The organism is Parabacteroides sp. KHUB-02, assembly GCF_056640955.1.
On sequence record NZ_JBWQEV010000001.1, the window covers coordinates 2,656,908 to 2,670,420 of the forward strand.

A 13,513-nucleotide genomic window follows, 5' to 3' on the forward strand; every position below is an offset into this window, starting at 1 on the left:
TTGCCACCCATTAAAATCACCGGCATTTCCTAGGCGCTCCATGCCATGAGCATCCTAGGCAAAATACCTCTGTCAAGTCAAATCCGGACAGATCCGCGGCAGGGTCTTTGGGAACGACCTCCCCATTCTCGTAAACATACACTAAAAGACGTTCCCCAGCCGCATTCTTTACATACATAGAAGGGATATCACACTGCGGACACCGATACTTTCTCATCATCTAATCTTTTCTTTATCTTTTTATAAACATACAAAAACGCAGGTATCAAGAATAAGTCAGCGGCAACCCAAGCCAACGGATCACCGAAACAAACGCCTAAGAACCCAAAAGCGGGAACCGCATACAAGCTCACCAAGATACGTGCGATCATCTCTGAAACACCCGAGAGCATCGCAAGGTTGCTAAAACCTACCCCTTGTATCGCGTAACGCAAGATACACAGTAGCCCGACAGCCGGGAAGAACCAGCAAGAAATATGCAAAAACTGCTCCGTATAGTCCAGTATCTCGACCTCAGATGGAGCCACAAACAACAAGGCCAGCCAACGAGACCCCAGCATCAAGATCATCCATGTAGCGGCGGCATACGTAAGCATCATCAACGAACTCACCTTAATTCCCTGCAAAATACGCTCCGGCTTTCCCGCCCCATAATTCTGTCCGCAATACGTAGCCATGGCGATACCCAAACTCTCAAAAGCGCAAATGAAGAACATCTTGATACGGGCGGCGGAAGTAAAGGCAGCGACACAGGCCGTGCCCAAGGCGTTATTGGCGCTCTGCAACATGATACTGCCAATAGCGGTAATAGAAAATTGCAATCCCATCGGAACCCCCATCGCCAATAAGGTACGGGCCAGCCCGGCATGAAACCTTCGATCCTCGGAAGAAGTAGCCCGTAAGATCGGAAATTTCCGAAGCATATATAAATAACATAGAATGGCGGAAAGCCCTTGCGAGAAAACCGTAGCGATAGCCGCTCCCATCACGCCCCATCCTAGCACCAAGATGCAGAATAAATCCAAGAAAACATTCAAGACCGTAGAGAACAGCAAGAACCAGAATGGAGTCTTGCTATCTCCCAAAGCCCGCATGATACTTGCCAACAAATTATAGAAGAATGTACAAGGAATACCGATAAAAGTAACAAACAAATAATCATAGGCCCCATCGAAGATATTCCCGGGTGTCTGCATCCCCCGCAAGATATCCCGGCAATAGAAACCGGAGACAGCGGCGATCACCACGGACATCACCGTAGCCAATTGCAACCCCACCGCCACGTAACGGCGCATCGTCGCATAATCCCTCGCCCCGAACTTTTGAGCTACCGGGATGCCAAAACCGGCGCAACATCCGTTACAGAATCCCAGAATCAAGAAAATCACCGAGGTACTGGCTCCTACGGCAGCCAGCGAATTTATACCTAGAAATTTACCTACGATAGCGGCATCGATCAAAGAATAAGTCTGCTGAAGCAGATTCCCTAATAACAATGGCATCGTGAAACTGAATAGAAGAGGGAATACAGCACCCCTCGTCATCTCTTTTGAGTTTGCCATACATCTAAATTAAAAGGATAAACAAAGAGGATAGAAAAACTGATTAGTCATCGCAAAGGTAACAACCCTAAGGTAAAACGCAACTCTCTCCATCATTATTTCAAACCGGAATTCACATAAAATAACAATGCCCATCGTAAGGTCTTCACAATGGGCATCGTAAGGTGCTTAGAATGCCTATTGTAACAGGCTTACAATGGGCATCATGGTTTTCTTATTCCAAAGAGAATGAATAGGGGCGATCACTATCCTGCGTACCTCGCTGTTTATTAGGGGTATCGCTCATTTGGTATTGAATTTTTGCGCCACCTAGCAACTGCTCATGTGTCAAGAAATTGCGGGTGTATGTCTTGCCGTTTACTTTCATACCCTTGATGTAACGGTTCTCCCGATCAGCCTTGTCCGCTTGGATCAACACCTGCTTTCCGTTATCCAGATGGAGTTTTACGGATTTGAACAGAGGAGTACCTAATACATATTGGTCGGTGCCCGGACATACGGTATAGAAGCCTAAGGCAGAGAACACATACCATACGGAAGTCTGTCCGTTATCCTCATCGCCGCAATAGCCATCCGCCTCAGCGGTATAAAGTTTGTGCATGATCTCGCGCACCCAGTATTGGGCTTTCCAAGGCTCGCCGGAATAGTTGTATAGATATACCATATGCTGGATGGGTTGGTTTCCGTGGGCGTATTGTCCCATATTCATTACTTGCATCTCACGCATCTCATGGATCATACCGCGGCTATCCATACCCAAACGACTAGGCATCTTGAAGACGGAATCCATCATGTGGTTGAATTCCTTCTTTCCTCCCATTAAGTCGATAAGACCTTGCGGGTCGTGGAAAACACAGAAACTCCAATGCCAGCTATTACCCTCGCAGAAATCACGGCTCCAGTCCGTACCTTTAAAAGAAGGGTTGAACTCGCCCTTATCAGAGCGTCCGACCATCAACTTATATTTTGGGTCGTACACATTCTTATAGTTGTTAGCCCGTTGCTTGAAGATATCGATCTCGCTTGCCGGCTTGCCTAGTTTCTTTCCTAACGCATAAATTGTCCAGTCATTATAAGCATATTCCAAGGTACGAGCTACGTTTTGTCCGATACCGATATTATTCGGTACATAACCCAGTTTATTATACTCCTCGTAAGCGACACGACCGGAAGCCGTTCTCGGCAGTTGGCTATTCGCGTCATGCTTCAAAGCTTCCCAAAGCGTCTCGATATCGTATCCTCTCAAGCCTTTGATATAAGCGTCGGCTACCACGGAAGCGGAGTTATTGCCGACCATGCAATCCCGGTGGCCCGGACTTGCCCATTCCGGCAAGAAACCGCTCTCTTTATAAGCGTTCACCAAACCTTCCTGCATCTTTTGGTTCATCTCCGGATACATCAGGTTCAAGAAGGGGAAAAGACAACGGAACGTATCCCAGAAACCGGTATCGGTAAACATATAGCCCGGCAAGACCTCACCGTTATAAGGGCTATAATGCATGACTTGCCCTTTGGCATCGATCTCATAGAAGCTACGAGGGAAAAGCAAGGAACGATACAAGCAAGAATAGAAAGTACGCAAGTTATCGATGTTCGTATCCTCTACCTCGATCTTACCTAATTCCCGGTTCCAGATTTCCTTCCCTTTGGTCACTAGCTGATCGAAACCAGTATCTCCCACCTCACGCAAGTTTAACTCGGCCTGCTCGGTGCTGATGAAAGAAGAAGCCACATTGGCATGCACCACCTCGCCGGCCTTTGTCTCAAAACCGATGATAGCGCCGGCATGGTTTGTCTTCACCTCCGACTCATCCAACTGGATCGCCCCGTTCTTAACCGTAGAGGAGAACGTGAATGGCTTATCGAACTGGATCACGAAATAATTCTTGAAGTTACGGGGAACACCGCCCGTGTTCTTCGTGGAATAACCGATGATCTTACGTTCCGCAGGCAATACCTTTATATAAGAGCCTTTATCGAAAGCGTCGATGACGATATACGCTTTCTTGGTTTCCGGGAATGTAAAGCGGAACTTAGCCGCACGTTCCGTCGGAACCAACTCGGTAGTCACGTCATGATCGGCTAGATAGACCTTATAATAATAAGGTGTAGCCACTTCCCCTTTGTGAGAGAACCAGCTAGCCCGTTTCTCCTCGTCGAAGACCAAGCCTTCGGTAGTAGGCATAATGGAGAACTGCCCGTAATCGTTCATCCACGGGCTCGGTTGATGGGTTTGCTTGAATCCCCGGATCTTATCCGCGTCGTAACGATAGGTCCAGCCGTTGCCCATCTCGCCGGTCTGGGGAGTCCAGAAGTTCATACCCCAAGGCATAGCCGTGGCCGGATAGGTATTTCCGGTAGATAATTCGTACTTGGATTGGGTACCGACTAACGTATTCACGTAGTCTACAGGATTCTCTACGGCGGAAAGCTGCATGCAACAGGCTATCCCTATCGCTAAGAACCCTTGCTTGAAAAAAGATGTTTTCATGTTTGTATAGAATATTAATATTGTCTGTATTGTAGAGACGGGGCGTGCCCCGTCTCTACAACTTGGTGATTGTGTAGGCGGTAACGTTGGCCGCTTTCCGGACAAGTAGCGAATCCTTCGGAGTCAAATACAAGGCGATGGCCGTACTCGCTTACCCAACCGATCTGCCGCGATGGATTTCCTACAACCAGCGCATAAGCCGGAACATCCTTCGTTACCACCGCCCCGGCACCGATCATGGCATACCGCCCGACCGTATGTCCACAAATAATCGTAGCGTTAGCTCCGATCGAGGCCCCCTTGCCAATCACCGTCTCCTTATACTGGTCTTTCCGAGAGACAGCGCTACGCGGATTGGTTACATTTGTAAACACGCAACTAGGCCCCAAGAACACATCATCCTCGCAAATCACCCCCGTATAAATAGACACATTGTTCTGTACCTTCACGTTATTCCCTAAGGCCACGCCCGGCGATACGACTACATTCTGGCCGATATTACACGCCCTGCCAATCACGCATCCCGTCATGATATGGGAAAAATGCCAGATATGGGTTCCTTCCCCGATCTCACAACCGGCATCGATTACCGCTGTCTCGTGCGCTTGATAACTCATATCAATCCTCTTATTTATAGATTAGGAAAATAGTAGGCTTCTTGCTCAGATCGGGAACTTTACCCGCCCATTCCTTGACCGGGCGAGTGTGGATATACTCATCCTCACAGGTTATATTCGAGGCGATACACAGTTTCGTAGACGGACGGCACGTACGGATCAACTCCTCGGCCAGTTTATTATTCCGGTAAGGAGTCTCGATAAACAATTGCGTCTGATGCTCGGAATAGATCCTTCCCTCCAATTTCTTGATTGTGTTCGTTCGCTCGGAAGCATCAATCGGCAGATAACCGTGAAAAGCGAAACTCTGTCCGTTAAAGCCCGATCCCATCACCGACATCAAGATAGACGAAGGCCCTACCAACGGTACCACCGGATAATCCTTCCGTTGGGCGATAGCCACTACGTCAGCACCCGGATCAGCGATCGCCGGACAGCCCGCCTCCGAGATCACGCCTACACTCTCGCCTTTCGCCAAAGGAGCCAGATAACCAGCTACTTGTTCCGGTGAGGTATGTTTATTCAGCTCATAAAATGTCAAGTCATCGATCACAATCCCCGGCTCCACCTTTTTCAAGAAACGGCGTGCCGTACGCACGTTTTCCACGATAAAATGCCGGATAGATAAGATCACGTCACGGTTGTACTCTGGTAAAACACGGCGATGTTCCGTATCGCCCAAGGTAACTGGTATAAGGAAAAGAGATGCTCGCATACTGTTTGTTTTCCGCGAAAGTAGTACTTTTGCCGCAAACTAACAGAATAATCATGGCACTTCCTATTGATTTTATTACCCGTACACGGGCTTTACTTGGCGAGGAGTTCGATCGTTTAGAGGCAGCGTTAAACGCTGATGTTCCCGTAAGTATCCGTATCAACTCGATGAAAGGGACTCCCGCTCCCAAAGCAGGTGCTCCGGTTGCTTGGTGCGAGAGCGGTTTTTATTTGCCGGAACGGTTGTCTTTCACCTTCGATCCTCTATTCCATGCGGGGGCCTATTACGTGCAGGAAGCGTCTTCCATGTTTCTGGAACAAGCGATCAAGGCATACGTAAAAGAGCCGGTACGTTGCTTGGATTTATGCGCCGCCCCGGGTGGCAAGTCCACGCATCTGGCGAGCTTATTGCCGGATGGAAGCCTGTTAGTGAGCAATGAGGTGATCCGCAGCCGGAGTTATGTATTGGCCGAGAATATCGCTAAATGGGGCCGCCCGGACACGATCGTTATCAATAATGACCCGGAGGAGATCGGCGAGGCATTGCCTCATCTGTTCGACGTGATCGTCACCGACGTACCTTGTTCCGGTGAGGGCATGTTCCGGAAAGATACGGATAGCACAGGCGAATGGAGCGTAGATAACGTACGGCTTTGCGCCTCCCGTGGGCGGCGCATCATCCATGATATCTGGAACGCCTTGAAACCCGGAGGTATCTTGATCTACAGTACATGTACCTATAATACGGAAGAGGATGAGGAGAACATACATTATATAATAGAGGAGTTGGGAGCCGAGGCATTGCCTATCCCTACCCAAGAGGAATGGCAGATCACCGGCGCCCTCCGGTTTGAACATCCGGTTTACCGCTTCTTCCCGCATAAGACACGGGGTGAAGGCTTTTTCCTCGCCGCCCTCCGGAAAGCGGAAGGCGAGATCGAGGAGATTCGTGTCAAGTCCAAAGGGAAAAAAGAGCGAGGAAAAGCCGCTCCGTCTATCCCACAGGAGGCCCGTCTGTTCCTTTCGGATGAAACTTCGTTTTCTCTCGAATGGAACGGCAGTTTCCTTCGAGCGTATCCCAAAGCCCATTCGGATCTATTTTCACTCATCAATGCCAAGCCTTTACGGGTACTTTCCGCCGGTATTTGCCTAGGAGAAGCGAAAGGGAAAGACTTTATCCCATCTCAAGAGCTGGCTTTAAGTACTGCCTTAACCCCCAATGCATTTCCATCCGTGGAACTGGAATGGGAAGACGCTATTAAATTCTTAAAGAAAGAGGCGCTCGTCTTACCCTCCGGTACAGATAAGGGATATGTGTTGGTACGCTACCAAGGACTTCCGCTAGGTTTTGTAAAGAACCTTGGCAACCGGGCCAATAACCTGTATCCGCAAGAGTGGCGTATACGGACGGGATATATTCCGGAGGAAATCAAACTATTTTTAGGACGATAAGACCACTATATAGGCATAAAGCCACACGTATATACGTATAAGATCACACTTACGTACGTGTAGGCCGATGCGTATATACGCATGAGGTTACGCCTATATACGTGAGAGAATCAATCCTAATCCACGAATCGCAACGTAAACAAGGCGGCCTCCATCCGGCGGATCAAGTTCGCCTTTTTTGATTCCGGGGCATAGACAAAGCTTTCCGCTACGATAACCCGCCCTTTTTTCTTGTCGAGCAGGGCATGGCTGACAAACGGGCCGCCCATCTTATCTCCTTCCATACGCCAAAGACCACGCAATACGCCGCGGTATTCGCCACGGTAGGTGATCGGCTCGTAAGAAAGCTCGAAGCGCTTCTCAGTCTTCATATAAGAATTCGGGAAAGAGCCCGGTACGTTCCGCCTCACTACAGAATCACGCATAGCGACCAGATAATCTTCGGTAAATGCCTCTTGAGCCGTATAGGGAAAACTATATACCAAGATATCAGTCCGTCCCCTATTTGCGTTATTCGAGCCCCAAAAGAAATCGGTCTCTTCCTTATAGGCCGACATATCTTCCGGCACGAACAGCGAGATACCGAAACGGGACTTCAACTTCTCATTGATCCAACTGCTATGGCTCTTAGAAAGTCCAACTATCCAACGTTCCCTTTCCACTCGATTGAAATGGTTGACCAACCGTCCTTCATTTAATAAAAGGAACTCGGTTAAAGCAGCGGTAGTCGGAGCATACAGAGTCACAACATTCTGACCGCTGGCCCATTCATCGGGACTCTCTCTTGTTCCAGCTTTCGTATACCGGTTAGTATCTACGGATACGATCAAGATATTTCGTACGTATCGTAATAAACCGGAAAAGCCCGATGGCTCCGAATAGGTGACACGCATAGATGCTTCCGCTTGAGGCAAAGCAGGTATCGGCGCTCGCAATTGTTCTTGCAGCAACTCCCCCACCTCACCATTCCATGCGTCTCGATCCATTACAACCACCACCTCGAAAGGCCATCCGGTAGCCCGCCGTAGCGAGGCCACCGGAGAGGACGAAGTCCAATCACAAGCGGAAAGCCCCACCATTAGGCTAAGGCTGATCCATAGTAGTACAATTTGTGTTCTCATAGCATTCCTGATTATTCGTTCTTAAAAACTAAACTACACATCGCAAAAGTACAGGAAGGATCGTAAAGAGGAAAGAAATGGTACCGGACAAAACAAGCGAACATCAAACAACTAATAATCACACATATAAACCACGCAATGGGAGATAAACGGATAATATTGCCGGACAATCACGACAAACAAAATAACTTTAAGCTTTATAATAAACGGACATAGGCATCCAAATCCGTCTTTTCATCCAAGCCTAGACGTTTTTTTAAACGGCCTTTCGATTTGGTTAACGCATCCGGAGTATTATTAAACACGGCTAGTTGCTCCTTTCGGGAGAAATTCCATTTGATCAAGCAACATATTTCCTGCTCATGGCGGGTAATACTGTATTTATTTCTCAGATCGGTTAAGAAGTTATTAAACAGAAGATCGGTCATACCAATAATCTCAGCCCATTCCTCTTTACTTGGATTCACATGGAGAGGATCATCTTTAAGGGCACATAAAAGCTTAGGTACATCCACATCTACTTTTCCGGTAGCATTGTCCAATAAGTTATTATCGCCGGAAAGAACAAGGATCTCTCTCTCCAACTGCTCCATCTTCTGGCGATAGGCTGTCAGCTCCGTCTCGATCCGGTCATAAGCCTCCGAGCGGATGACCAGAGAATCCCGTTCCCGCTCCAAGCGTACGACTTGCTCTTGATAGGAGGCTAATTGTTGTTTATAGCGATACATATTCGCTTTATTCTGCCGAATGCGAGAACGGACAGATTCATTTCTCTCCCGGATACGTCCCGTACGTACTCCCAACAAAAAGCTAAATACCACCGCCACGATCAAGGCTAAGCAACCAGCCCCCCAATCAACAAATCCCCAAAACTCCCCCATCCCGGTTACCGTATGGATTTATTTCTCAGATAATCATAGATAGCCAATTGCGAACGCACTTTTACCGGATTATCATCACACTTAAAATTATTACGTAACTCGCCATCCAAATAACAAGCTTTCACGTTGTCACTTAGCTGGATATTCAAGATATCGATTATCTCCCTCTTCAGATCCGGATCAAGGATCGGGAAAGCCGTCTCGATCCGTCGGTTCAAATTCCGACGCATCCAATCCGCCGAGGTAAGGAAAAGATCCTCCTGACCATCATTCAGAAAATACCAAACCCGGGAATGCTCCAAAAACATATCCACGATACGAGTAACCCGGATGTTAGCGCTGTAAGGTTGGTTCGGTACCAGGCAACAAATCCCCCGGACAATCAGATCGATCTCTACCCCCGCCTCACTCGCATGATAGAGTTCCTCGATCATATGTTGGTCATGCAGTCCGTTCATCTTTAATATGATCCGTCCTCTTCGGCCTTCCTGCACATGCTCGATCTCCCGCCGAATCCTACCAATCAATTCCGAGACCATATTGAAACGGGCCACCAACAAATGGCGGAAAGTAGGTTCTTTCATACGCCCTTCCAAAACAGCGAATACTTTATTGATATCCGTAATAATCTCCGTATTCGAAGTCAATAACGCCATATCCGAATAGATCTTGGCCGTCTTCTCATTGAAATTACCGGTACTCAAATAGGCGAAATCACGTCGTTTAAGTCCCTCGGACGTATCCTTCCGAAGAATGACCGCGACCTTCGCATGTACTTTCAAGCCCGGAATACTATAAATGATACGAATACCGGCCTGCTCCATACGCTCTGCCGTACTCATATTATTCTCCTCGTCGAAACGGGCTTTCAATTCCACAAATACCGTCACTTTCTTACCATTCTGGGCAGCGCTGACCAGCGTATTAATCACGGCCGAATTCTCTGCCACTCGATACTGGGTAATCTTGATCTCATCCACCTTCGGATCAAAGGCCGCCTCCATCAAAAAGCGGATCAAATAATCAAACGACTCATAAGGGAAATGCAATAAGATATCCCGCTTCTTCACGACCTTGAATACCGACCCCATCTCATCGAGGAAAGGCACACGCATAGGCACCGGTGGCTGCTGCTCCAAATGCTTTCCCGCCGGATTCGGCAATTTCATCAAGTCCTGCAAATTATTATATCGTCCACCTAACACCAAGTCCTCCGACGTAATACCAAAGGCATCGCAAACAAAAGCCAGAAAATCATCCGGCATCGCTTGATCATACATAAAACGGCTCAAGGCTCCGATCTTGCGTTTCTTTACCTTCTTACGGATATTCTCCACGATATTCGCCCGGCTCTCATCATCCAAATAAATATCCGCATCCCGGGAAATCTTGATGCTGTAACAGCCATCAATAATATAACCGGGAAAAACATTCTGTAAATTCGCACGGATAATGTCGTCGATAAACATGATATAATATTTCCCGTCATGCTGAGGCAACTCTATAAAACGGGGAACTTTCGCATAAGGAATCTTCATCAACGCATAATGATACTCGGGTACGAAGCCCGGCTCATTCATCCGCTTGCTCCGCTTAATCATACGGATCACAAGGTAAAGCCGACGATCCCGGATGAACGTACGTATATCACCGGCTTGAATCATGACCGGCGACAGGAATGGGAAAACCTCCTCATTAAAGAAATTATGGACAAACTCTTCATGGAAAGGTTCCGGCTTCTCATTCTGGTATAAGTAAACATTCTGGCGATTCAATTCCGGCAATATCTTCTCCGAGAAAATACGGTAATAGTCCCGTTGCTGGCGGTTAACCTCCCGGGTGATAGCCGCCAAGGTCTCTTCCGCCTCAGCTGCGCTCTCCTCCGAATAATTCTTTTTCATGATTACCCCCCGGTGTTCCGCAACCCGGATCTCATAAAATTCTTCCAGATTCGAGGAATAGATAGAAAGGAACTTAATACGCTCATAAATAGGCAGCGTATCATCTTCCGCTTCCAGCAAGACACGGTAGTTAAACGACAACCAGCTTAAGTCCCGTTTAAAATATTGATATGAATTCTCCATAATATTCTTATCTTAGGCGTGTAAATATAGATACTTTCGAGCAATAAAAGAAATTGTTATGATTAAAGTTGGATTGCTTTCAGACACCCATGCGTACTGGGATGATAAGTACGCCGAATATTTTAAAGATTGCGATGAAATCTGGCATGCGGGCGATATAGGCTCCGATCTTTTGGCCGCGAAATTCGAGGCATTGAAACCTTTCAGGGCCGTATACGGAAATATAGACGGACAAGCCATTCGCCTGCAATATCCTAAAGTAGCTCATTTCAAGGTAGAAGACGTGAACGTTATGATGACTCATATCGGAGGTTATCCGGGCCGCTACAATCCCGAGATCCGCAAAGAGTTATACGATACACGGCCAAATCTATTCATCTCCGGACATTCGCATATCCTGAAAGTAGTATTCGATCGAAGCTTGAAGTGTCTGCATATGAATCCGGGAGCGGCTGGAAAAAGTGGCTTTCATCAAGTACGTACCTTATTACGTTTCGTTATTGCGGGAAAGGATATCAAAGATTTGGAAATTATAGAGCTAGGGAATCGGGCATTATAAGATGATTAGTTACCGCAACAGAAACTCTCGGCGAAAAGAATCGTATTTTGCAAATAAGCGAACTCTTTCTCAAAATATTCGCTAAACACCCCGGAGCTCAAGTTCTCCTCGATTTGTTTCGCTGTCCAAAGCTTTCCGCTACGGCGCTTACATTGATTTAATTGCTCTTCCGTACGTAAACAAATAACATAGAGAGATACCAAATGTTTCACCTTCTCGTTCTCAAATGTATAACGGATCAGGAAACGTGGAGCAATTGATTTATCTTGCGCCAAACTTCCGAGAGTCTCTTTGACCGTGCTATCTATACTATGTCGGAAGAGCACGTAATTATGGAACGGATAATCCATCGTATCCGGAGAGACAAACTCATCCTTACTTCGTCTCACCAGATATAACATACCATTATAAACAACGGCGATACGCACGATCGGATGATAGTATTTCTTCGGTAAAGAGCGGCTGACCGAACGTGCGATACAACCGATCACCTTCCCATTGTCATTCAATACGGGAAGCCACATTTCCTTTTTCAAGCTACCTTGCATCAAGGACAAACGTATTTGCTCATAAACAATGACCAAAACACCGATTACCAATCCCAACTCCCGGTATAAAAAACGTTCGGTACGCATATTCTGCATCGTTTCCGGCAAGATACTATATAACAAGATGATGAAAAGATGCAACGTGTACAGGTTCTGTACCAACTGAGCGAGGAAATAAAATTCGTTCAAGGTAGTACGAAGCAAAGTACGTTTAAAAGAAGGACGTTTCGAATCGCGTATACGTTGTATGACCGTTCTCCTCGTGAACCCCACGATCGCTAACGCCACGACCAGTAATACTTCCGTGATAAGAGGAGAGTATATAAACAACACTGGTTCAAGCTTGAGACAAAGAAATACGGAATATAAGACCAATGTGCCCGCCGATGGCAGAAGCATAAATTGGTATACCTTATCCTTGCTCAACACCTGAAACAAAAAAATACAAACAAAACAGAAAGTAACCCCAATTATAAAAGATAATAAATAAGAAAAATAGTTATCCAAAAACATGAATAACAACAATGGCAATAAACCTATCGCCTGATTATCTAGACCTTTCTTTACTCTGTTCATTCCTTCCCCCCTTTAGTCCACTTTTATATTAATAACAACAAAGATTGTCAAAAGTTCATGAATCATATATGCTTTTCCGCATGGTACGACGAGCGTACCAGCGGAGCGCTCTCTACTTTCTTAAAACCTTTGCCAACGGCTTGTTGTCTATAATATTCAAAGCATTCAGGAGTCACATATTCAGAGACGGGAATATTCTTGCGAGAGGGCTGTAAATACTGCCCGATTGTTAAAACAGAAACACCCGCCAGCAAAACATCATCCATTAATTCAAGCACCTCATCCTCGGTCTCGCCCAGTCCGACCATGATACCAGTCTTGGCTACCACACCCCGCTCAGCGATTCGTCGTAAAACGGATAAGCTCACGTCATACTTTGCGGCGCTACGCACTTGCGGACTGATACGGCGTACAGTCTCCATATTATGGGAGATAATCTCAGGCGCCGCATCCACGACCTGATCAACCAGATCCAATCGTCCTTGAAAATCCGGGATTAAGACTTCCACAGTCGTTTGAGGATTCACCTCTTTGATCGTACGGATCGTATTTACCCAATGAGAAGCGCCTAAGTCTGGTAAGTCATCACGATCAACGGACGTGATCACCGCATGCTTGAGATTCATTAAACGGATGCTCTCCGCTACATTCGCAGGCTCTTTCGGGTCCAACGGAAGAGGTTTACCCGTTAGCGTATTACAAAAACGACAAGAGCGAGTACAGATCTCACCACCGATCATGAATGTAGCTGTTCCCCGGCTCCAACATTCACCCATATTCGGGCATTTACCACTTGTGCATATTGTGTGAAGGCAATGAGATTCAACAATACTTTTTGTCTTCGTGAATTGCTCATTTCCGCCAAGCCGGATCTTCAACCAATCCGGCTTTCTTAAATGCTGCGCCAT

The 13,513-nt window shown here is 46.9% G+C and carries 12 protein-coding genes; 2 read left to right on the plus strand and 10 right to left on the minus strand.

Annotation, left to right across the window (positions count from 1 at the left end):
• Positions 1-16: 16 nt before the first annotated feature.
• The 5 genes from ACYIA1_RS11805 to ACYIA1_RS11825 form a co-directional block, all read right to left on the minus strand.
• The gene (locus tag ACYIA1_RS11805) at positions 17-220 is read right to left on the minus strand and encodes a hypothetical protein (RefSeq protein WP_009018039.1); all 204 of its coding nucleotides are present in this window, start codon (positions 218-220) and stop codon (positions 17-19) included.
• On the minus strand, positions 189-1,562 hold the full coding sequence (locus ACYIA1_RS11810) for an MATE family efflux transporter (protein WP_121960949.1): 1,374 nt from the start codon (positions 1,560-1,562) through the stop codon (positions 189-191). The genes ACYIA1_RS11805 and ACYIA1_RS11810 overlap by 32 nt, the downstream gene beginning before the upstream one ends.
• Positions 1,563-1,776: 214 nt before the next feature.
• Complete coding sequence (locus ACYIA1_RS11815) at positions 1,777-4,053, minus strand: GH92 family glycosyl hydrolase (protein WP_347511604.1); 2,277 nt, start codon at positions 4,051-4,053, stop codon at positions 1,777-1,779.
• A gap of 14 nt (positions 4,054-4,067) precedes the next feature.
• A complete protein-coding gene (locus ACYIA1_RS11820; RefSeq protein WP_480335362.1) occupies positions 4,068-4,670 on the minus strand; it encodes an acyltransferase in 603 nt (200 codons plus the stop codon).
• A gap of 10 nt (positions 4,671-4,680) precedes the next feature.
• A complete protein-coding gene (locus tag ACYIA1_RS11825; protein WP_005854278.1) occupies positions 4,681-5,385 on the minus strand; it encodes an SAM-dependent methyltransferase in 705 nt (234 codons plus the stop codon).
• A gap of 53 nt (positions 5,386-5,438) precedes the next feature.
• Between ACYIA1_RS11825 and ACYIA1_RS11830 the strand changes: the two genes are divergently transcribed.
• Positions 5,439-6,836, plus strand: a complete 1,398-nt coding sequence (locus ACYIA1_RS11830) for a methyltransferase RsmF C-terminal domain-like protein (protein ID WP_121961763.1) — start codon at positions 5,439-5,441, stop codon at positions 6,834-6,836.
• 116 nt (positions 6,837-6,952) lie between these two features.
• On the opposite strand, the gene ACYIA1_RS11835 is transcribed toward ACYIA1_RS11830, so the two are convergent.
• From ACYIA1_RS11835 to ACYIA1_RS11845, 3 genes are all read right to left on the minus strand, one after another.
• Positions 6,953-7,957, minus strand: a complete 1,005-nt coding sequence (locus tag ACYIA1_RS11835; RefSeq protein ID WP_048927539.1) for a DUF4837 family protein — start codon at positions 7,955-7,957, stop codon at positions 6,953-6,955.
• Between the two features lie 197 nt (positions 7,958-8,154).
• Positions 8,155-8,838, minus strand: a complete 684-nt coding sequence (locus ACYIA1_RS11840; RefSeq protein ID WP_005864237.1) for a hypothetical protein — start codon at positions 8,836-8,838, stop codon at positions 8,155-8,157.
• Between the two features lie 5 nt (positions 8,839-8,843).
• A complete protein-coding gene (locus tag ACYIA1_RS11845) occupies positions 8,844-10,922 on the minus strand; it encodes an RNA degradosome polyphosphate kinase (protein ID WP_211738308.1) in 2,079 nt (692 codons plus the stop codon).
• Positions 10,923-10,980: 58 nt separating this feature from the next.
• Between ACYIA1_RS11845 and ACYIA1_RS11850 the strand changes: the two genes are divergently transcribed.
• The gene (locus tag ACYIA1_RS11850) at positions 10,981-11,481 is read left to right on the plus strand and encodes a metallophosphoesterase family protein (RefSeq protein ID WP_048927538.1); all 501 of its coding nucleotides are present in this window, start codon (positions 10,981-10,983) and stop codon (positions 11,479-11,481) included.
• A gap of 5 nt (positions 11,482-11,486) precedes the next feature.
• On the opposite strand, the gene ACYIA1_RS11855 is transcribed toward ACYIA1_RS11850, so the two are convergent.
• Positions 11,487-12,605: a hypothetical protein gene (locus ACYIA1_RS11855; RefSeq protein ID WP_005864231.1), complete on the minus strand. Its 1,119-nt coding sequence runs from the start codon at positions 12,603-12,605 to the stop codon at positions 11,487-11,489.
• Positions 12,606-12,667: 62 nt separating this feature from the next.
• Positions 12,668-13,513: a lipoyl synthase gene (lipA, locus tag ACYIA1_RS11860; protein ID WP_005864229.1), complete on the minus strand. Its 846-nt coding sequence runs from the start codon at positions 13,511-13,513 to the stop codon at positions 12,668-12,670.

What these genes read in the sequence shown, in the direction of transcription:
- ACYIA1_RS11805 (WP_009018039.1), bottom strand. Translation starts at nt 220, where the DNA reads ATGATGAGAAAGTATCGGTGTCCGCAGTGTGATATCCCTTCTATGTAT.
- ACYIA1_RS11855 (WP_005864231.1), bottom strand. Translation starts at nt 12,605, where the DNA reads ATGAACAGAGTAAAGAAAGGTCTAGATAATCAGGCGATAGGTTTATTG.
- ACYIA1_RS11835 (WP_048927539.1), bottom strand. Translation starts at nt 7,957, where the DNA reads ATGAGAACACAAATTGTACTACTATGGATCAGCCTTAGCCTAATGGTG.
- ACYIA1_RS11850 (WP_048927538.1), top strand. Translation starts at nt 10,981, where the DNA reads ATGATTAAAGTTGGATTGCTTTCAGACACCCATGCGTACTGGGATGAT.
- ACYIA1_RS11815 (WP_347511604.1), bottom strand. Translation starts at nt 4,053, where the DNA reads ATGAAAACATCTTTTTTCAAGCAAGGGTTCTTAGCGATAGGGATAGCC.
- ACYIA1_RS11840 (WP_005864237.1), bottom strand. Translation starts at nt 8,838, where the DNA reads ATGGGGGAGTTTTGGGGATTTGTTGATTGGGGGGCTGGTTGCTTAGCC.
- ACYIA1_RS11845 (WP_211738308.1), bottom strand. Translation starts at nt 10,922, where the DNA reads ATGGAGAATTCATATCAATATTTTAAACGGGACTTAAGCTGGTTGTCG.
- ACYIA1_RS11810 (WP_121960949.1), bottom strand. Translation starts at nt 1,562, where the DNA reads ATGGCAAACTCAAAAGAGATGACGAGGGGTGCTGTATTCCCTCTTCTA.
- ACYIA1_RS11825 (WP_005854278.1), bottom strand. Translation starts at nt 5,385, where the DNA reads ATGCGAGCATCTCTTTTCCTTATACCAGTTACCTTGGGCGATACGGAA.
- lipA (WP_005864229.1), bottom strand. Translation starts at nt 13,513, where the DNA reads ATGGCGCAGCATTTAAGAAAGCCGGATTGGTTGAAGATCCGGCTTGGC.
- ACYIA1_RS11830 (WP_121961763.1), top strand. Translation starts at nt 5,439, where the DNA reads ATGGCACTTCCTATTGATTTTATTACCCGTACACGGGCTTTACTTGGC.
- ACYIA1_RS11820 (WP_480335362.1), bottom strand. Translation starts at nt 4,670, where the DNA reads ATGAGTTATCAAGCGCACGAGACAGCGGTAATCGATGCCGGTTGTGAG.